The 20,002-nt window shown below is 66.9% G+C and carries 17 protein-coding genes; 5 read left to right on the forward strand and 12 right to left on the reverse strand.

Annotation, left to right across the window (positions count from 1 at the left end; translation table 11 throughout):
* Positions 1–43: 43 nt before the first annotated feature.
* Positions 44–1,396 (reverse strand): cryptochrome/photolyase family protein, encoded by a 1,353-nt coding sequence (locus tag KOE53_RS09785; protein ID WP_188058332.1) that lies wholly within the window; start codon positions 1,394–1,396, stop codon positions 44–46.
* Between the two features lie 81 nt (positions 1,397–1,477).
* On the opposite strand from KOE53_RS09785, the gene KOE53_RS09790 reads away from it, so the two are divergent.
* Positions 1,478–1,951 (forward strand): hypothetical protein, encoded by a 474-nt coding sequence (locus KOE53_RS09790; protein ID WP_188058333.1) that lies wholly within the window; start codon positions 1,478–1,480, stop codon positions 1,949–1,951.
* Between the two features lie 3 nt (positions 1,952–1,954).
* Here KOE53_RS09790 and KOE53_RS09795 read toward each other — a convergent pair whose 3' ends face one another.
* On the reverse strand, positions 1,955–2,689 hold the full coding sequence (locus KOE53_RS09795; protein WP_215401693.1) for a TIGR00645 family protein: 735 nt from the start codon (positions 2,687–2,689) through the stop codon (positions 1,955–1,957).
* A 225-nt stretch (positions 2,690–2,914) separates the two neighbouring features.
* Between KOE53_RS09795 and KOE53_RS09800 the strand changes: the two genes are divergently transcribed.
* Positions 2,915–4,435 carry an APC family permease gene (locus KOE53_RS09800; RefSeq protein ID WP_188044509.1) on the forward strand — a complete coding sequence of 507 codons (1,521 nt, stop codon included), beginning with the start codon at positions 2,915–2,917 and terminating at the stop codon, positions 4,433–4,435.
* A gap of 125 nt (positions 4,436–4,560) precedes the next feature.
* Here the strand turns inward: KOE53_RS09800 and KOE53_RS09805 are convergent, their stop codons facing one another.
* The 9 genes from KOE53_RS09805 to KOE53_RS09845 all read right to left on the reverse strand — a co-directional run bounded on the left by KOE53_RS09805 (position 4,561) and on the right by KOE53_RS09845 (position 15,768).
* On the reverse strand, positions 4,561–5,823 hold the full coding sequence (locus KOE53_RS09805; RefSeq protein WP_188058334.1) for an alpha-hydroxy acid oxidase: 1,263 nt from the start codon (positions 5,821–5,823) through the stop codon (positions 4,561–4,563).
* Positions 5,824–5,832: 9 nt separating this feature from the next.
* The gene (locus KOE53_RS09810) at positions 5,833–7,269 is read right to left on the reverse strand and encodes a rhamnulokinase (RefSeq protein WP_188058335.1); all 1,437 of its coding nucleotides are present in this window, start codon (positions 7,267–7,269) and stop codon (positions 5,833–5,835) included.
* A complete protein-coding gene (locus tag KOE53_RS09815; RefSeq protein WP_188058336.1) occupies positions 7,266–9,302 on the reverse strand; it encodes a bifunctional aldolase/short-chain dehydrogenase in 2,037 nt (678 codons plus the stop codon). The genes KOE53_RS09810 and KOE53_RS09815 overlap by 4 nt, the downstream gene beginning before the upstream one ends.
* A gap of 52 nt (positions 9,303–9,354) precedes the next feature.
* Entirely contained in the window at positions 9,355–10,527 is a 1,173-nt protein-coding gene (rhaI, locus tag KOE53_RS09820; protein ID WP_188044513.1) for an L-rhamnose isomerase, read from the reverse strand.
* Positions 10,524–10,910: an L-rhamnose mutarotase gene (locus KOE53_RS09825; protein WP_188044514.1), complete on the reverse strand. Its 387-nt coding sequence runs from the start codon at positions 10,908–10,910 to the stop codon at positions 10,524–10,526. Before KOE53_RS09825 ends, rhaI begins: the two co-directional genes overlap by 4 nt.
* 114 nt (positions 10,911–11,024) lie before the next feature.
* Complete coding sequence (gene rhaS / locus KOE53_RS09830; RefSeq protein ID WP_188044515.1) at positions 11,025–12,062, reverse strand: rhamnose ABC transporter substrate-binding protein; 1,038 nt, start codon at positions 12,060–12,062, stop codon at positions 11,025–11,027.
* 78 nt (positions 12,063–12,140) lie between these two features.
* Positions 12,141–13,199: an ABC transporter permease gene (locus KOE53_RS09835; RefSeq protein WP_188058337.1), complete on the reverse strand. Its 1,059-nt coding sequence runs from the start codon at positions 13,197–13,199 to the stop codon at positions 12,141–12,143.
* On the reverse strand, positions 13,196–14,242 hold the full coding sequence (locus KOE53_RS09840; RefSeq protein ID WP_188044517.1) for an ABC transporter permease: 1,047 nt from the start codon (positions 14,240–14,242) through the stop codon (positions 13,196–13,198). Before KOE53_RS09840 ends, KOE53_RS09835 begins: the two co-directional genes overlap by 4 nt.
* Entirely contained in the window at positions 14,239–15,768 is a 1,530-nt protein-coding gene (locus KOE53_RS09845; RefSeq protein ID WP_188058338.1) for a sugar ABC transporter ATP-binding protein, read from the reverse strand. The genes KOE53_RS09840 and KOE53_RS09845 overlap by 4 nt, the downstream gene beginning before the upstream one ends.
* A 257-nt stretch (positions 15,769–16,025) precedes the next feature.
* On the opposite strand from KOE53_RS09845, the gene KOE53_RS09850 reads away from it, so the two are divergent.
* The 3 genes from KOE53_RS09850 (at position 16,026) to KOE53_RS09860 (ending at position 18,593) form a co-directional block, all read left to right on the forward strand.
* Complete coding sequence (locus KOE53_RS09850) at positions 16,026–17,033, forward strand: LacI family DNA-binding transcriptional regulator (RefSeq protein ID WP_188044519.1); 1,008 nt, start codon at positions 16,026–16,028, stop codon at positions 17,031–17,033.
* Positions 17,034–17,236: 203 nt separating this feature from the next.
* Positions 17,237–18,076: an HNH endonuclease family protein gene (locus KOE53_RS13865; RefSeq protein WP_188058339.1), complete on the forward strand. Its 840-nt coding sequence runs from the start codon at positions 17,237–17,239 to the stop codon at positions 18,074–18,076.
* A gap of 61 nt (positions 18,077–18,137) precedes the next feature.
* Positions 18,138–18,593, forward strand: coding sequence for a VOC family protein (locus KOE53_RS09860; protein ID WP_188058340.1), 456 nt, complete (start codon positions 18,138–18,140; stop codon positions 18,591–18,593).
* A gap of 28 nt (positions 18,594–18,621) precedes the next feature.
* Here KOE53_RS09860 and KOE53_RS09865 read toward each other — a convergent pair whose 3' ends face one another.
* A complete protein-coding gene (locus KOE53_RS09865) occupies positions 18,622–19,680 on the reverse strand; it encodes a magnesium and cobalt transport protein CorA (protein ID WP_188044521.1) in 1,059 nt (352 codons plus the stop codon).
* Positions 19,681–20,002: the final 322 nt, after the last annotated feature.

Genomic DNA, 20,002 nt, shown 5'->3' on the forward strand with positions numbered 1-20,002 from the left:
GCGGCCAGAGCGGGATGACTCAGAACTGCCGATAGGTTCGACCCTATCTGGAGACCACTTGAGAGGGGCCTGAGCGCACCCGCTCGTAGGCCTCCAAGGCGCGCTTGCGCCCCGCTGCGAGATCGACGATCGGCGGAATGAGCACACTGTCCGGAGCCCACTGCTGGACGTATCTCTCGTCGGCGTCGAACTTGTGCTGCTGCAACACCGGGTTAAAGACGCGGAAGTACGGCGCCGCATCGAGGCCGCTGCCCGCGACCCACTGCCAGTTGAACGGATTGCTGGCGGCGTCGGCGTCGACCAGGGTGTCCCAGAACCAGGCCTCGCCAACACGCCAGTCGGTCAGGAGGTGCTTGGAGAGGAAGGAGGCAGCGACCATGCGCACGCGATTGTGCATGAACCCGGTCTCCCACAGTTCGCGCATGCCGGCATCGACCAGGGCAATTCCGGTCCGTCCGCGCTGCCACGCCGCAAGATCGTCAGGGTCGGGGGTACTCCAGGGAAACTGATTGAAGCGAGGGTTCAGGTTCTCCTGGTCGAGATCTCCCCAATGGAAGCGGGTGTGGTGGGCAAATTCCCGCCAGCCCAGCTCCGAGAGGAACATGCCAACGTCCTGCCCCGACGCCAGCGCGCGATGCCAGACCGTGCGGGGGCTGATTTCCCCCCAGCGCAAGTGGGGTGACAGGGTCGAGGTAACGTCGAGCGCGGGAATGTCCCGCCCTGACTCGTACGCGGGCACTCGTTCGTCGAGGAACGTTTCGAGCGCCTCGTCCGCCGCCGCTTCCCCGGGCGTCCACCGCCTAGCGAACCCCGTCGCCCAGTCGGGGGCGGATGGCGTCAGCCGCCAGTGGTCCAGGAGGTCACTCTCGGGACGGCGCACCGCAGGGGTGAGCGAGCTCGGCGCGGCGATCGGAACTGCGGGTTCGGGCAGGCGAAGCGAGGCGCGCCAGAATGGCGAGTACACGCGAAAGGGTGTTCCCTCCCCCGTCAGCACCGTCCACGGTTCGTGCAGCAGTCCCCCGATATACGACTTCGCGGCAACACCCTCTTCGCGCAGCGCCAACTTCAGCCGGGCATCGATCTCGCGTTCCGGCCCATATCGTCGATTCCAGAGCACCCGAGTCGCGCCGCCCTCACGCACCAGGGCCGGAATGACCTGCTCCGCCGCGCCTCGACGCAGCACGAGCGGGACCCCCAGCTCGGCAAGTGCGCGCTGCAGTGCGCTCAGCGAGTGGTGCAGCCACCACTTCGCCGCCCCGCCGAGCGGGCGGATCTCCGGCGACTGCTCGTCCCAGACGTAGACGCACACGACGCCCTCGGGGTCGTTCGCGGCGTCCGCGAGCGCCGGGTGGTCGGCGACGCGCAGATCGTCGCGGAACCACACAATTGTCGCCATCCCCTCATGCTACTGCCCGGATGCGCCATGATGGGGGCAGCGTCTGCCGAGAGGGCGACGCCGGCGGGTGGAGGCTCTGCGGTGAAAATTACACGCTCGTTCGAGATCGCCTGCGACGCCGATTCGGCCTGGCGGGCAATGCACGACCCCGTCACCATCGCGAACGTTTACGGCTCGCTACTCCGGCTCATCCCGGAGGGGAAAGTACCTACTCAGCTCGAGAACGGCACCCGCATGGTGGTCGGGCTGAACGCGCTCGGGATCCTGCCCCTAGGCCGCCAGGCCATCGTGGTCACCGACACCCGGGTCCTTCGCGGCGACACCGAGACCCGCACGATGCACGACCGCGGCGGCCCGCTCTCCGGCCCACTCGCGGTGCTGCATGGCTGGCATCACCAGATGTCGGTCACGCCGCTTCCGGGCTCGGCTCCGGAAGCGGGGTGGTCCGACACCCTCGAGGTGAGCGGACCGTTCGCTTGGTTGTTCTGGCCCGCACTCTTCAGTACGTGGAAGATGCGCGAAGCGCGCATCAAACGGTTGTCCCGGTCCTGGTAGGCGCTAGCGGCTGACGGCAGGTTCCGACGGCTGCGCGTGGGCGCAGTTGCACGTTGCGGCGGGCGCGACGGCGGCTGCGGGGACCGGCGCGGCTCTGGTCGGGGCGGGGGCAATGGGCGTCTCGTCGAGTCCGTGCAGTTTCGCTCCCGAGCCGTTCTTGCTCATCTGGTCGATCCAGGCGAGCGCGAGGGCCGAAATGATGAAGGCGAGGTGAATGCCGACCTCCCACATGACGCCCTCGGTGGAATAGATCACGGTGCCGTTCGCGTCCCTGACGATGCCGCCGTCCATCCGGCCCACCTCGATGAAGGTCTTGAGGAGGTGAATCGACGAGATCGAAATGATCGAGATCGACAGCTTGATCTTGAGCAGGTTCGCGTTGACATGCGAGAGCCAGTCCGGCTCGTCGTGGTGGCCGCTCACACGAATCTTCGAGACGAACGTCTCGTACCCGCCGATGATCACCATGATGAGCAGGTTCGCGATCATCACGACGTCGATCAGCGCGAGGACGCTGAGCATGACGTCGGTCTCGTTGATGTGCCCCTCGATAAACGAGCGCTCAATGAGGTGCCACAGCTCGATGAAGAAGAGGACGACATATACGAACTGGGCGACGATCAGCCCGAGGTACAGCGGCGCCTGCAGCCACCGGCTCGCAAAGATAAAGCCGGCGAGGGTGCGGGAAGCGAGGCCGGGACCCCTCTTGCCGGGTGCGTGGTTCGTCAAGTCGCTCACTGGTGCCTTTCGTACGGGCAGGGCCCGGATCCTGATGTTCTCAAATAGTACTGAGTACCACAATTGCCGAAGCTGTATGCCGATTCGGGCCCGCGCGCCACTGTGAAATCCTCTAACGATGCCCAGCGCACGATCGCGATCGTTGCGTCATGTCAACGACCCTGACAATTGCGGCTAGGCTCGTGGAGTCCTCTCTTCAACGAAGAACTGTGATGGAGCAGCCGCATGACGAAACACACCCTCAGCAACGCCACCGAAACTGGCCACATTAAGGTCGGCAAGGGCCTGAACCAGGGCACGCTCGGCGTGGTCGGGTCGACCGTCATCGGCCTTGCGTCCACCGCACCGCTCTACTCGCTGGCGGCAACGCTCGGCTACGTGATTCTCGCCGTCGGAGCGCAAGCGCCCCTCGTGTTCATCATCGCGTGCATTCCGATGGTGTTCGCGGCCTTCGCCTATCAGGAGCTCAATCGCGAAATGCCCGACTGCGGCACCACGTTTGTCTGGAGCACCAAGGCCTTCGGCCCGATCACCGGGTGGATCGGCGGCTGGGCCGTCGCGGTCGCCTCAATCATGGTGCTCGCCAACGTTGGCGAAATCTCAGGACAGTACTTCTGGCTGCTGCTCGGCAATCAGGAGTTCGCGGACAACCGTGCCATCGTGATCGCCACCTCGGTCGTCTTCATGGCCATCATGACGTTTGTCAGCACCATCGGCGTACAGATCGGCGAGCGGCTCCAAATGGTGCTCGTCAGCGTGCAGATCGTTGCCATGGTGCTGTTCGCCGTGCTCGCCCTCGTCAATGCCAGCAACGGCAGCTACGAGGGTTCGGTGGCGTTCGATTGGAGCTGGTTCAACCCGGCGGAGCTCACCTCGTGGTCCGGCTTCATGGAAGCCGTGCTGCTCGCCCTCTTTATCTACTGGGGCTGGGACACCTGCCTCGCGCTGAACGAAGAGACGAAGAACCCCCGCAAGACTCCCGGCCGTGCCGCGCTGTCGAGCATCGCCGTCCTCATCATTCTGTACGTCGGCGTTTCGGTAGCCGTCATGATGTTCGCCGGCTTCGGCGATTCCGGCTTCGGTCTCACCAACGAGACGAACCTCGACGACGTCTTCAGCGTCCTCGGCGGCACCCTCTTCGGCCCGTGGGGCTGGTTCTTGCTGCTCGGTGTGCTGCTCTCGGCAGCGTCCTCGACGCAGACCACCATCCTGCCGACCGCCCGCGGCACCCTCTCGATGGCGGTGTACCGCGCGCTTCCGGCGAAGTTCGCCGACCTGCACCCCCAGTTCAAGACGCCGTGGTTCTCCACCACCATCATGGGCGTCGCCGCGATCGTGTACTACGTGGGCATGTCGATCCTGTCGGAAGACATGCTTGCCGACTCGCTCACCTCGATGGGGCTCGCCGTCGCGCTGTACTACGCCATCACTAGCTTCGCCTGCGTCTGGTACTTCCGCAGCACGCTGCGCGACAGCGCACGCAACCTCTGGATGCGCGGCATCCTGCCCGCACTCGGCGGCCTGATGCTCAGCTACGCCTTCGTGCAGTCCGCAATCGACATGATCAGCGTCGACTACAGCTACACGGTGCTGTTCGGCGTGGGTGGCGCGTTCGTGATCGGCATCGGCGCGATCTTGATTGGCTTCGTCTTCATGGGGCTGTGGGCGCTGCGTCCCGGCTCGCGCGCGTTCTTCCGCGGCGAGTCACTGAACCGCGACACCCCGGTGCTGGTGCCGGACGAGTAGGCCGGGGGGGGTCGCGGATCACACCCGTAGCCGCAGACCGCTTCCGCACACGCAGAACCGGCCGGCGATCCAGAGGGGATCAGCCGGCCGGTTCTGCGCACTTGCCGTTGGTGGTGGGGCGCCGGCTACTCGCCGACCGGCAACCCCGACGCGACCCTCGTCCGTGGCGCCAGGCGCTGCAACTGCGTGACGTGCGCCGGGGTGAGTTCCTCGAGCGACGACACCTCGAGCAGCTTCATGGTGCGCACGACCTGATCCGACAGGATCTCGATCGTCTTGTCGACCCCCTCCCGTCCGCCCGCCATGAGTCCATAGAGGTAGGCGCGGCCGATCATCGTGAACTTTGCTCCGAGCGCGATCGACGCGACGATGTCGGCGCCGTTCATGATTCCGGTGTCGACCACGATGTCGGTATCGCGGCCGACCTCACGTACCACCTCGGGCAGCAGGTGGAACGGGATCGGAGCGCGGTCGAGCTGACGCCCGCCGTGGTTGGAGAGAATGATCCCGTCGACGCCAAGATCGACGAGCTTCTTCGCATCCGCGACGTTCTGCACGCCCTTCACGACCAGCTTGCCGGGCCACATGCCCCGGATGATCTCGAGGTCAGCGAACGAGATGGACGGGTCCATGGCCGAGTCGAGCAGTTCGCCGACGGTGCCACCGGTTGTTGCAAGAGAGGCGAACTCCAGCTTCGGGGTCGTCAGGAAGTCCCACCACCACCACGGGCGCGGCAGCGCGTCGAGAATGGTCTTCGCGGTGAGCTGCGGCGGGATCGAGAAGCCGTTGCGCTTGTCGCGCAGCCGCGCCCCGGCCACCGGAGTGTCGACCGTGAACATGAGGGTGTCAAAACCGGCAGCGGCCGCGCGCTCGACGAGCCCGTAGCTGATCTCACGCTGGCGCATGACGTACAGCTGGAACCAGTTGCGACCGTTCGGGTTGGCCGCTTTCACGTCTTCGATCGAGCTGGTGCCGAGCGTCGAGAGGGTGAACGGGATGCCTGCGGCCGCGGCCGCCCCGGCCCCGGCAATCTCACCCTCGGTCTGCATGAGGCGAGTGAAGCCGGTGGGCGCGATACCAAACGGCATCGCCGACGGGCCGCCGAAGATGGTCGTGCTGGTGTCGACCCTCGACACGTCGCGCAGGATCGAGGGGTGGAACTCAATGTCTTCGAAGGCCTGGCGTGCACGGCTGAGCGACAACTCTCCCTCGGCCGAACCGTCGGTGTAGTCAAAGGCTGCCGTGGGGGTGCGGCGCTTCGCAATCGTGCGCAGATCGTAGATCGTGAGCGCGCGGTCGAGCCTGCGCTTTCGCCCATTCATCTCGGGCTTCTTGAACTTCATCAGGTCGAGAAGCTCACTGGGGTTGGGTACTTGACGTTTCACCATGGGTGACCCCTATTCAGGCAGATATTCAGAGACGTGTGTGGAACGGCGGACGACCTCGCGGATGGCCTCGAGGCCGGATCCCACCTGCCCGATGGCACGGGCCTGGACGAGCAGGTTACCCATCGCGGTGGCCTCGATCGGGCCCGCGACGACGCGCTTGCCCGATCGATTGGCGGTCGCCTGGCAGAGCAGAGCGTTCTGCGAACCCCCGCCCACCAGGTGGATCACGCTGACGTCGTGATCAGCGAGTTCCCCGGCCGTGACGACCGCCTCGGCGAACGCCTGGGCGAGGCTCTCGATGATGCAGCGCACGATCTCGCCCCGAGTCTCGGGAACGCGCTCGCCGTGCGCCCGATACCAGCCGCGAATGCGCTCGGGGATGTCCCCCGTGGGCATGAAGGCCGGGTCGTTGACGTCGAACACCGGCACCTCGGGTGACACGCGCGCCGCCTCGGCGAGCAGCTCACCGAGCAGGCTCGCGCGCTGGGCATCGGTCGCCGTCGGCTCCCAGTGGCGCAGCGACTCGGACACGAGCCACAGGCCCATGACGTTGTGCAGGAAGCGGGTGCGACCGTCGACGCCGCCCTCGTTCGTGAAGTTGGCGGCGCGCGCCGCCTCGGTGAGCACGGGGGCCTCAAGCTCGAGGCCGACGAGGCCCCAGGTACCGCACGAGATGTAGGCGAAATCGGTCCCCGTGTTCGGGATGGCGACGACCGCTGAGGCGGTGTCGTGCGAGCCCACGGCGACGACCTCGAGCGTGCGCCCGACCTCTCGCGCGACCTCTGGGATGAGCCTGCCGACCGGCGCCCCGGCATCGATGAGCCGCGGCAGCAGGCGCTCGGGAATGTCCAGTCGGCATGCGAGCTCTAGGTCCCACTCGCCCGTGCGCGCGTCGAGCAGGCCCGTTGTAGACGCGTTTGTGCGCTCGGCCGCCACCTGGCCAGTGAGCCAGAAGTTGAGCAGGTCAGGCACGAGCAGCATCTGGTCGGCAAAGCCCAGCAGTTCACCCTCAGTGGCGAGCTGGAACACCGTGTTGAAGGGCAGGTGCTGGAGGCCGTTGCGCGCGTAGAGCTCGGGGGCGCCGATGCGCGAGTGAACGGAGGCAACCCCCGTGTCGTTGCGCTCGTCCCGGTAGTGGAACGGCATGCCGAGCAGCCGTCCGCCACGCATGAGCCCGTAGTCGACCGCCCACGAGTCGATGCCCACGCTCGCGATCTCGCCGGGCTCTTCGCGCTCGGCGGCCGAAAGCCCGAGGACGACCTGCCGGTAGAGCTCGAGCAGGTTCCAGTGCAGCCCGTCGCGCGTGCGCACGGGGTCGTTTGCGAACCGCGAGACGTGCCGCATGTCAAGCGTGCCGTCCAAGACCCGCCCGACAATGACCCGGCCGCTCGTCGCTCCCAGGTCTACCGCTGCGACCGCCCCAGCGGTCTTCGCCCGCTTCGTCATCGCAGGAATGCCGCCGCAACGCCGGAGTCGACGGGGATGTGCAGCCCGGTCGTACGCGAGAGCTCCGACCCGGTGAGCACGTACACCGCGTCGGCGACGTTCTCGGGGACAACCTCGCGCTTGAGGATGGTGCGGTTCGCGTAGAACTGGCCGAGATCCTGCTCGTCGACGCCGTAGGTCGCGGCGCGGTTCGCGCCCCAGCCCGAGGCGAAGATGCCGGAGCCACGCACGACGCCGTCGGGGTTAATGCCGTTGACGCGCACCCCGTGCTCGCCGAGCTCTACCGCGAGCAGGCGCACCTGGTGTGCCTGGTCAGCCTTCGTCGCCGAGTAGGCGATGTTGTTCGGGCCGGCGAACACACTGTTCTTGGACGAGATGTAGACGATGTCACCGCCCATCTCCTGCGCGATCAGCGCACGGGCAGCGGCCTGCGAGACCAGGAACGAGCCCTTCGCCATCACGTCGTGCTGCAGGTCCCAATCCTTCTCGGTGGTCTCGAGCAGGGGCTTGGAGAGCGACAGGCCGGCGTTGTTCACGACGAGGTCGATGCCGCCGAAGGCGAGCACCGCCGCGTCAACTGCTGCCTGCACCGCGGCCCCATCGGCCACGTTTGCGGCGACGCCGATCGCCACGTCCGTACCTCCGAGCTCAGCCGCGGCAGCCTGTGCTTTTTCGAGGTCGAGGTCGGCGACGACGACGCACGCGCCCTCGGCCGCAAGGCGCGTGGCGATGGCCTTGCCGATGCCCGAGGCCGCGCCCGTGACGAACGCGATGCGTCCCTGGTGCGACTTCGGCTTCGGCAGCCGCTGCAGCTTCGCCTCTTCGAGCGCCCAGTACTCGATGCTGAACTTGTCGGCGTCGCTAATCGGGGCGTACGTCGAGAGCGACTCGGCGCCGCGCATCACGTTGATCGCGTTGACGTAGAACTCGCCGGCGACGCGGGCGGTCTGCTTATTGACGCCGTAGCTGAACATGCCGACGCCGGGGACGAGCACGATCAGCGGGTCTGCGCCGCGCATCGTGGGGCTCGCGTCGTCGGCGTGCGCCTCATAGTAGGCGCGGTAGTCGGCACGGTAGGCCTCGTGCACCTCGCGCAGGCGGGCGAGCTGCTCGTCGAGCGTCGCGGTCGTCGGCAGGTCGAGCACCATGGGGCGCACCTTGGTGCGCAGGAAGTGGTCGGGGCAGCTCGTGCCGAGGGCCGCGAGCGGCAGCAGCTTCTCGCTGGCGAGGAAGTCGAGGACGGCGTCGCTGTCGGTGAAGTGGCCGACCATGGGCTTGTCGCGCGAGGCGAGGCCGCGGATGGCGGGCGCGAGGGCCGCGGCACGCGCGCGGCGCTCGGCCTCGGGCAGCGCCTCGAAGCCGGCCACCGTGCCCCCGAAGGGCGCTTTCGAGCCGTGCTCAGCGATGTACGCCGCTGCGGTGTCGATGATCCAGCGAGAGTTGCGCTCGCACTCCTCGCTCGTCTCGCCCCAGGCGGTGATGCCGTGGCCGCCCAGGATGCAACCGATCGCGTCGGGGTTCGCCTCCTGGATCGCGCGCATGTCGAGGCCCAGCTGGAAGCCGGGGCGGCGCCACGGGACCCAGGCGACCTTGCCGCCGAAGATCTTCGCGGTGAGCGCCTCGCCGTCAGCCGCAGTCGCGATCGCGATGCCCGAGTCGGGGTGCAGATGATCAACGTGCGCCACGTTCACGAGCCCGTGCATCGCGGTATCGATCGAGGGGGTCGCACCGCCCTTGCCGTGCAGGCAGTAATCGAACGCCGCGACCATCTCGTCCTCGCGGGCGAGCCCAGGGTAGACATTCACGAGCGCACGCATGCGGTCGAGGCGGAGCACCGACAGTCCGCTCTCCGTGAGCGTGCCGAGGTCTCCGCCAGAGCCCTTCACCCACATGAGCTCGACCTCGTCGCCGGTGACCGGGTCGCGGTCAACGCCCTTTGCCGAAGTGTTCCCGCCAGCGAAGTTCGTGTTCTTCTTATCGGCGCCGAGGCTGTTCGAACGAGCGATGAGTGCAGCTGCTGTGTTGTTCGTCATGAGTCGCGTTCCTTCTGCGTGATGCGTTGAATCAAATTTGGTGGGCAGCGCCCTATGCGCCCCAGCTCGCCTGGGTGCCGCCCACGCGCTCGGCAGAGATCTTCTCGAAGTAGCCCGAGGCCGCGTACGCCGCCATCGGGTCGCCGGCCATGCCGCGCGACTCACGCCACTGGGCAAGCGCCGGGCGAACGTCGGTCTGGAACGCGTCCATGAACAGCGCGTGAGCGCCGAGCACGTCGCCCGCGCGCTGCGCGACGGAGAGCGCCTCGCGGTCCACGAGCAGCGCGCGAGCCGTCATCTCCTGCACGTTGAGCACCGAGCGGATCTGGCCCGGGATCTTGTCCTCGACGTTGTGGCACTGGTCGAGCATGAACGCGACCGGCGTGTCGACGTCGAGCCCGCCGCCGCGCAGCACCTCGAAGAGGATGCGGAACAGCTGGAACGGATCGGCAGCACCGACAATCAGGTCGTCGTCGGCGTAGAAGCGGGAGTTGAAGTCGAACGAGCCGAGCTTGCCGAGGCGCAACAGCTGCATCACGATGAACTCGATGTTGGTGCCGGGCGCGTGGTGGCCCGTGTCGAGGCAGACCATTGCGCGGTCCCCCAGCGCCGCCACCTGGGCGTACGAGGTACCCCAGTCGGGTACGTCGGTGTGGTAAAAAGCCGGCTCGAAGAACTTGTACTCAAGCACCATGCGCTGCTCGCCCGAGAGCCGGGCGTAGATTTCCTGCAGCGACTCGTGGAGGCGATCCTGTCGGCCGCGCAGGTCCGCCTGGCCGGGGTAATTCGAGCCATCGGCGAGCCAGATCTTGAGATCGCGCGAGCCCGTCTGGTGCATGATGTCAATGCACTCGAGGTGGTGATCGATGGCCTGCCGGCGCACCGCCGCGTCCTCGTGCGTGAGCGATCCAAACTTATAGGCGTCGTCCTGGAACGTGTTCGAGTTCACGGTGCCGATCTCGACGCCCTGCGCCTCGGCAAATTCACCGAGCACCCCGTAGTCGGGGGTGCGGTCCCAGGGGATATGAATCGCGACGGCCGGCGCGAGCGCCGTGTAGCGGTGGACCTGCGCCGCGTCAGCGATCTTCTCGAACGGGTCGCGCGGGGTGCCCGGTGTGCCGAACACCTTGAAGCGGGTTCCCGAATTTCCGTAGGCCCAGGAGGGGACTTCGATGGCCTGGCGTTCGAGAACGGCCAGCATGTCAGGAGTCAGCATGGAGCTCATGGTGTGTGCTTTCTGTCTGGTGACGCGCCCGCGGCGCGATCTGTGGCCGAGCGATGCCCGGAGAGTTGGTCTTCGAGATGGAACACCTCGGTGAGTCTGGGGGCCTCTTGGTCGGGGCGGCCCGATGAGGCGACGAAGAGTTCGGCCATCTGGGTTTCCCATTCGGCCGTTCGCGGATCCTGTTCGAGGGCCCGCTGCGCAGCCTGGTCGTCCTCGACCTCGTAGTAGCCGATGAGCAGCCCGTCGTCGCGGAGAAAGAGCGAATAGTTGTGCCGGCCCGAGTCTTCGATGGCCTGCAGCATGTCTGGCCAGACGGCCGCGTGCCGCTCTGCATACTCCGCCAGGCGGTCAGGCTTGACCTGCATTTGGAAGCAGACGCGCATCGGTTCTCCGGTTCAGGCGGTGGTGCGGTGGGGGCGCACTGTGGTGCAGCTGGCTGGGTGCTGGCGCAGGATCCCGGGCCCTGCCCGGCCGGGATCCTGCGCCAGCGTGGCGACTTAGAAGTCGAAGTCGCCGATGTTCTCGGTGTTGAAGCGGTAGGGCTCGCCCAGCAGGACGACGCCGTCGGCGCCAACCGTGAACTCGCCGAGCTTGCCCGCCTCGAAGGTGTCACCCTCTGCACCGGTGATGTCGCCGGCAACCAGAGCGTTCGCCGCGAACGCGGTCAGGTAGCCGAGGTCTTCCGGGTTCCAGAGTGCGAACTCGGTGACGGTGCCGTCCTCAACGAACTCACGCATCTGGTTCGGGGTGCCGAGACCGGTCAGCGCGACCGTGCCCTTCGCGTCCGAGGTCGAGAGGTATCGAGCCGCTGCCGCGATGCCGACGGTGGTCGGCGAAACGATGCCCTTGAGCTCCGGGTAGGTCTGCAGCAGCGCCGCAGTCTTGTCGAACGAGGTCTGGTCGTCGTCGTCGCCGTAGACAACCTCGACGAGTTCGACGTCCGGGTGGTTCGCCGCGAGCTCTTCCTTCATCATGTCGATCCAGGCGTTCTGGTTCGTCGCGTTGGCCGAGGCGGACAGCACGGCGATCTGGCCGGCGTCACCGATCTGCTCGGTAATCATGTCGACCTGCACCTTGGCGATGCCTTCGGCATCCGCCTGGTTGACGAACAGGTCGCGGCACTCGACGTTGGTATCCGAGTCGAACGTGACGACCTTAACGTCGTTGTCGCGAGCCTCGTTCAGGGCATCGCAGATGGCCTTCGGGTCGTTCGCCGAGACGGCGAGCGCGCCCACGCCCTGCTGCATCGCGGTGTTGATGAAGCTCACCTGTGCGTCAGGGGTTGCTTCAGCGGGACCGACCTCGTTGAAGGTGCCGCCGAACTCTTCGACAGCCGCCTTGCCACCCTTGCTCGACGTGTCGAAGTAGGGGTTGCCGAGGTTCTTCGGCAGGAAGGTCACGCTTGCGCCAGCACCGTCGCCCGAGCCGGCGTCGCTGCCTGAGTCCGAGCTCGCACCACAACCGGAGAGGAGGAGGGCGGTCGTTGCAGCCAGCGCGAGCACTGCCCCGGCCTTCTTATGCGTGTTGAACCACATTGTTCGGGTTTCCTTTCGTTGTCTCGCCCTCGGGCGAGGCTGTTGGGGGTACATCATTCGGATTGGTGTGAGGGCGCCCTAGGGCGTGGTGGAGCCCGCGAGCTTCAGCGGGCGACCGGATCGTCGCCGGTTGCGGAACGCCGCAAAGACGCTCGACGACACCACCGCGGCGATCAGCAGCACGCCGGTGATGATGTTGATGACGTCGGAGGTCACGTTCGCGAGGCGCAGCGCACTGCCGAGCACGCCGATCAGCAGCACGCCGGCGATGACGCCGTGCATTGCGCCGCGCCCGCCGAAGATCGAGACGCCGCCGAGCAGCACTGCCGCGATGACCTGCATCTCCATGCCGGTGGCGTTGTCGCCGCGGGCGCTGCCGTAGCGCAGCGTGTAGTACACCCCGGCGAGGGCTGATACCCCGCCGCAGAACACGAACAGCAGGAACTTCGTGCGCTCGACGTTCACTCCCGAGAAGCGCGCGGCGTCGGGCGACAGCCCGAGCGCGAACACCCCGCGGCCGAACCGCGTCAGGTGGAGCATGACCGCGAACGCGATCGCGAGCACCACGAACAGGATCACCACGACCGGAACCCCGGTATCGCCGATCTTGGCCTTCGCGAGGGAGGTCCAGAACTCCGGGAAGTCCGTGACCGCGGTCGTGCCGAGCAGGCCGACCGCGAGCCCGCGATACAGCGCGAGCGTGCCAATCGTCACGGCGAGCGACGGCAAGCCGACGACGGTGACGAGGAACCCGTTCAAGGCCCCTGCGAGCACACCGGCGACGACGGCCAGCACAATGGTGAGCCCGAAGGGAACCCCCGCCTGTGTGAGCACGCCGGTCAGCACGCTCGAGAGCCCGACGACGCTCGCGACCGATAGATCGATCTCGCCCGTGACGATGATCGCCGTCATCGGCAGCGCGATGATCAGGATCGGGAACATATCGAGCAGCAAGTACGTCATGGTCAACTTGCTGTCGAAGTTGGGCACGATGAGTGCCGCGACGACGACGACCACGAGGAAGAGGGCGATGATGGCCATCTCTCGGGTCATGAAGATGCGCTGCCAGAGCGGTCGATCGTAATTGGCGATCGGCTTGAAGCTGGTCGTCACAGGACCGGTGGTGAGGGTGGTCATCGCTGAATCTCCCGCTCTTCGATGAGCTTTCGGTGTTGCCGGAGCGAAAGCAACCGGTCGAGCACGATGGCGCCAATGATGAGGACGCCGACGACCGCGCGCTGCCAGAAGTCGGGGACCCCCAGCACCGGGAGCGCACGGTTAATAGTGAGGAGCAGGATCGCTCCAATCGCCGCGCCCCAGACGCTGCCGACGCCGCCAAAGATCGCGACGCCGCCAATCACTGCGGCGCCGACCGCCTCCAGCTCCCAGCCGGATCCTGCCTGGGAACTGATCGTGCCGTAGCGTGCCGCGTAGAGCACGCCGGCGAACCCGGCAAGCGCGCCCGAGAGGACGAACGCGGTGAGGATGCGCCGCGTCACCGGCAAGCCGTAGAGCTCGGCCGCGCCGGGGTCAGATCCGATTGCGTAGCTCTCGCGCCCGCCGCGGGTGTTCTTCATCCACCAGGCGACGGCGATCAGCACGACGAGCGCGATAATCGTCAGCACCGGGATCGTCAGGAACTGTGCGGTGCCGAGGGCCAGGAAGGACTTCGGCATGTCCGAGGCGTTAATGCGGTCGGAGCCCGTCCACCAGACATTGATGCCGCGATAGACATACATCGTGCCGAGGGTGATGACGAGTGCCGGCACTCGCGCGAAGGCGACCAGCGCGCCGTTGATGAGGCCCAGCACACCGCCGAAGATCACAGCGATCGCGATCACGACGATGACCGGCAGACCCGGGAGGTCGATGAAGAGCCGACCGGTCAGGTACGCGCTGAGGCCCAGCACCGAACCGACCGACAGGTCAACGTTGCGAGTGATGAGCACTACGGCCTGGCCTACGGCGACAAGCGCGAGCAGCGAGGGCGTCAGCCACAGGTCGCGGTAGCCGTCAGCAGAGAAGAGGAAGTTCGGATTCTTGAGCGTCGCCGCGAACACGACGACGAGTACGGCCAAAACAATGCTCGCCTCGCGGGCGCGCGTCAGCTTGCCGAGCGCAGTCACCAAGCCGCTCTGCTTCGGGCCCGTCTGCACGGGGGTGGCGGTCACGAGGCTCATGCGGAAGGCTCCATCTCGTCGTTCGCGCCCTGAGTTGCCGCGCGCATGACGTTCTCTTGAGTGGCGTTCGAACGGTCGATCGTCGCGGTGATGTGCCCCTCGCGCATGACCACGACGCGGTCGGCCATGCCGAGCACCTCGGGAAGCTCGCTCGAGATCATCAGGATCGCCAAGCCCTGCCCGGCGAGCGCCGAGAGCAGCCGGTGCACCTCTGACTTCGTACCCACGTCGATGCCGCGAGTGGGCTCGTCGATGATGAGCACGCGCGGGTCAGTGGCGAGCCACTTGCCCAGCACGACCTTCTGCTGGTTGCCACCCGACAGCGTGCCAGTGAGGGTGGTCATCGCGTTCGCCTTGACCTCGAGCTTCTCGGACCAGGGGCGCGCGGCCCGCATCTCGGCGCCGTTCGTCACCAAGCCGAGCTTCGAAATCGAGCCCAGAACGGCAGAGGCCGTGTTGCGCGCCACGCTCTCGTCAAGCACGAGACCCTGCTTGCGGCGATCCTCGGGGACGAGCGCGAGGCCCGCGCGCATTGCCGCGGTCGGCTGCTTCTTGGGCACCACCTCACCCGCGACGCGGACGCTGCCGCTGCGGTAGCCGTCGACGCCAAAGATCGCACGGGCGACTTCGCTGCGGCCTGCGCCGACGAGGCCGGCCAGGCCGACAATCTCGCCCGCGTGCACCGTGAAGCTGATGTCGGTGAAGACGCCGGGGCTCGTGAGCCCACTCACCTCAAGCACCGGGGCGCCGATCTCGGCGACCGTCTTGGGGAAGAGCTCGGTGATTTCGCGGCCGACCATCTCGGCGACGACCGTGTCGGGGTCGGTGTCGGCGATGGCCGTGGTTGAGACATAGCTGCCGTCGCGCATGACGGTGATGGTGTCGCAGAGCGCGAAGACTTCATCAAAGCGGTGCGAGATGAACACCAGCGCGCGGCCCTCGTCGCGCAGCGCCCGTGCCACTTGGAAGAGCCGTTCCACCTCGATGCCCGAGAGGGCGGCGGTGGGTTCGTCCATGATGAGCACGCGTGCGTCGAGCGAGATGGCCTTTGCGATCTCGATCATCTGCTGGTCGGCGATGGAGAGCCCGTCCGCCGTGCGCTCGGGGTCCATCGAGACGCCGAGGCGGGCGAAGAGCTGTTCGACCTCGGTGCGCATGCGCCCGCGGTCGATGCGGCGAAAGCGGCCAAGCGGCTGGCGCCCCATGAAGATGTTCTCGGTGACCGAGAGGTCGGGGAACAGCGTCGGCTCTTGGTAGATGACCGCGATACCCGCGTCCTTTGCTTCGGCGGTGGTCGCGAAATCGACGACCTCGCCTGCGAGCCGGATCTCCCCTCCGTCGCGGCGATACAGCCCGGCGATGATCTTGACGACGGTGGATTTACCCGCACCGTTCTCGCCGACGAGGGCGTGGATCGAGCCGGGGTGCAACGTGAGGCTGCCATCGCGCAGCGCAATCACCTGCCCGAACGCCTTGGCGACGCCGCGCAATTCGAGCATGGGCTCGTGAGCGTGTTGTGTCTTCATTGATCACAGACTTCCTGCCGCGTGGGCTGCGAAACTGACGTACCCTGCACGATTTCCAACGCGTTTCCGAGTGATTTCTGAAACGTTTCAACGAGCAGGTCACGCCGAGTGTATGCACGCTGCCGCAGTCACGTCAAGTCGAGATCAAGAAACACCCTCATCGTTATTGAAGCGATTCAATGATCCAGGGATAGACTCGGAGTCGCGACGCCGCACATCGGCATTCATCTGTCGCGAGTGCAGGAGGGGTTGAAAGTATGAGCATGAACGTGCGCGATGTCGCCCGCGAGGCCGGGGTCTCCGTGGGCACCGTGTCGAACGTGCTCAATCGCCCCGAGATCGTCTCGCCCGCCACCGTCGAACGCGTGCTCGCGGTCATCGAGCGCCTGGGGTTTGTGCGCAATGACGCCGCCAGGCAACTCCGAGCCGGCCGCAGCCACACCGTCGGGCTGATCGTGCTCGATACCCGCAACCCGTTCTTCACCGATCTCGCGCACGGCGCCCAGAACCAGGCGCTGGGCGAGGGATACACCGTGCTGCTCGGCGGCAGCGACGAATCGACCGAACGCGAATCCGCGCTGCTCGATCTGTTCGAAGAGCAGCGGGTCGCGGGGGTGCTCATCTCCCCCGTCCGCACGGACCTCAGCAGGCTCTGGCGCCTGCGCGAGTCCGGCACGCCCGTCGTACTCGTTGACCGCGGGAGCTCTGACCGCTCGTTCTCGTCGGTCTCGGTCGACGACGTCGAGGGCGGCCGGGTCGCCACCCAGCACCTCGTCGACATCGGGCGGCGCAGGATCGCGTTCATCGGCGGCCCCCTCGACATCGAACAGGTGGCACATCGTCTCGAGGGGGCGCAGGCCGTCGTCGCGCAGTGCGCGGACACGGTACTCACCGTGCACCCGACCGAGGCGCTCACCGTGCTCGAAGGGCGACGCGTGGCCGAGCAGCTCGCGGCACTCCCCGAGGGGCAGCGGCCCGACGCGATCTTCGCCGCCAACGACCTCCTTGCCATGGGGGTGATCCAGGCCCTCGTGATGACGAGCTCGCTGCGGGTCCCCGAAGATGTGGCACTCGTCGGGTACGACGACATCGACTTCGCGAGTGCGGCGGTCGTGCCCATCACCTCGGTGCGCCAGCCGTCCGTCGAGATCGGAAAGACGGCGCTTCACCTGCTGCTGCGCGAGGCAGCCGGCGCCGAACAGCGCGAGCAGATCGTCTTCCAGCCCGAGCTGATCGCGCGCGACTCGACGCTGGGGCGGCGGTAGGGCGGCCAGGCCGTTGTCTGCCGCCGACCGCCGCGTGCCGCCAACCCCGCCCGGTTCCGCGGTCAGTAACGCGCGTTCTCAACGGTAAAAACGCGCGGAACTGAACGGGGAAACTGCGAACGGTCGGCATACCGCCCGGCGACCGGCGTCGGAGGCTCCGGCTAGGCTTGACTGATGCGCACATTTGACCCGCTCGGCCCAGCATGACCGCGAGCCAGGCCGTCCAGCGCACCCTCCGCCAGCGCAGAAAGCGCCAGGCCCAGCGCCGGCTCCGCGCCCTCGTCACCGTCGCGATCACCCTCGGCGTCGTGTACGTCGGCACGCTCATCGTCGACGACCCGCTGGGCAAGCTCACCTCGATTCTCGCGCCCGCAGACGCCTCCGGCGACGCCTGGCAGGATCTGCCTCCCTCGACCGAGGTTCCGGCTCCGGAAGCTCCTGTTCCCGACGGAGTAACGCAGGATCCTACCCGCCCACCCGTCGATGCCGCCGCCGCGAGCGCGCAGCTTGCCACACTCCCGGTCAAGGGCCGGGCACCCAAGACCGGGTACGGCCGCGAGTCCCAATTCGGCCAGCCTTGGTACGACCTCGACCGCAACGGCTGTAACACCCGCAACGACGTGCTCGCCCGCGACCTGACGGTGACACAGCTCGCGAGTAACGGCTGCGTCGTGCTGGCCGGCTCGTTTATCGACCCCTACACGGGTGTGGCGATGCAGTTCCAGCACGGCGAGGCGACCTCGCCCCTCGTCCAGATCGACCACGTTGTCGCTCTCTCGGATGCCTGGCAGAAGGGCGCCCAGCAGATCAGTGCCGAACAGCGACTCGCGCTCGCGAACGACCCGCTGAACCTCCTCGCCGTCGACGGCCCGACCAACTCGTCCAAGGGCGACTCGGACGCGGCGAGCTGGCTGCCGCCGAATCACACATTCCGCTGCGAGTATGTTTCCCGCCAGATCGCGGTGAAGGCGAGGTACGGGCTCTGGGTGACCGACGCTGAACGAAACACCATGGCCGAGGTCCTCACGGGGTGCGGCGCCTAGGGTCTGCTCGATCGGGGCCAGGGCACTTCACACGGACGCTCCCCCGACCTACGATGGCCGCATGGCCCTGCACTGGAAGCTCGTTGTTGACTGCGCCGGCCCCAATCGGCTTGCGGACTTTTGGGCGGCCGCGCTCGGCTACGAGGTCGAGGACCCGAGCGTGCTGATCGCGCAGCTGCTCGCCGCCGGCCAGCTGCCCCCGGCCGCCGTGGTCGACTACGCGGGAGGCCAGCGCTTCGCCGGGCTCGCCGCGGTGCGACACCCCGACGAGCCCTACGACGGCCTGAGCGGCGTCGGACAGGGCCGTCGCATCTTGTTCCAGGCCGTCCCCGAAGCCAAGGTCGTCAAGAACCGACTGCACCTCGATCTGCACGACGACTCGGGCGATCTCGAAGGCCTCGTCGTGCGCCTCGAGCAGCTCGGCGCCAGCCGGGTGAAGCACGTCGATCAGGGGCCGGCGGGCCGCTGGTGGGTCATGCGCGACCCCGAGGGCAACGAATTCTGCGCAGCGGGGTAGGCCCACATGACCCGGCAGGATCCTGCCGTTACAGCCAGCGCCGCCGCTTGAAGACCTTGTAGAGCACGAAGCCACACACGCCCATCGCCGCGACCGCCATGGGGTACCCGAATGACCAGTGCAGCTCGGGCATGTGGTCGAAGTTCATGCCGTAGATGGTGCCCACGAGCGTCGGGGCGAACAGGATCGCGGCCCAGGCCGAGATCTTCTTCACCTCTTCGTTCTGCGCGAGACCGACCTCCGAGAGCCGCCGGGTCTCCTCGTTCTGCGCCAGCCCCGCCTCGGACAGCCGCCGCATCTCGTCGTTCTGCTGCTGGGTCACGAGCGTCGCGTGCACGGTCAGCGCGTTTTCGAGCAGTACGCGGAACGAGTCGGCGCGCTCGGTGACGCGCAGGACGTGGTCGAGCACGTCGCGAAACGAGCGCTGCAGCTCGACCTCGACCTGATACTTCTCGGACCCGCGCAGCAGCGAGTCGAGCATGCCGCGCAGCGGCACCGTCGCCCGCTGGAACTCGATCACCTCGCCGAGCAGTTCGTAGATGCGCCGCGACACCGAGGGGTCGCCCCCGAAGAGCTGGTCCTCGATCTCGTCGATGTCGTTCTCGAGTCCCGCAATCACCGGCGCGTAGGCGTCAACCACCTCGTCGAGTACGGCGTACAGCACTGCTTCGGGCCCCAGCGCGAGCAGCTCGGGGTTCGCCTCCATCCGGAGGCGCACGTTGGCGAGATCCGGCTTCTCGGCGTGACGGACCGTCACGGCGAAGCCCGGCCCGAGGAAGAGGCTCACCTCGCCGAACTCCACCTGTTCCTCGGCGTCGAGGTACCGAGCCGGGCGCAGCACCACGAAGAGCGTCTCGCCGAAACGTTCGAGTTTGGACCGCTGATGCCCCTTGAGCGCATCTTCTACGGCGAGCGGGTGCAGTGCGAACTCCTGCGCGACGCTGAGGATCTCGGCGTCATCGGGGCGGTACAGTCCAATCCAGGCCATGCCGCCGCTTTGGTGGAGCTGTTCGTATGTCTCGTCGAGGTTCTTCGGGCTCGAGACGCGCGCTCCTGCGACGTAGATTGCGTTGTCAATGAGGGCCATGGGCTTGCTCCGTTGTTCAGGTGACGAGAGCGTGGGGACAGCAGCGAGGGGCACAGTGCCCGTCAGAATCCGACGGTACACCGGTTGCCACCTCGCATGGGAGGTTCGAGAGCGCGCCACCCCGGCGCGAGGCCCGGCCTAGTGGCTCTGGGCAGGCACGACGACCGCGAACGGGGCAGAGCGCGTTCTATCACCAGCCATAGCTGCCCACCACCGTTCGTCCATCGTGTTGCGACCCGCGTTGGGCCTCGGCTAACGTATCATCGCTGCAGGCCGGGTGCGAAGCCCGGGCGCGTCGGCCTTCGCGGTCCGCGCCGCGACG

This window comes from Leucobacter sp. CX87 (genome assembly GCF_018682295.1).
Lineage (GTDB): Bacteria > Actinomycetota > Actinomycetes > Actinomycetales > Microbacteriaceae > Cx-87.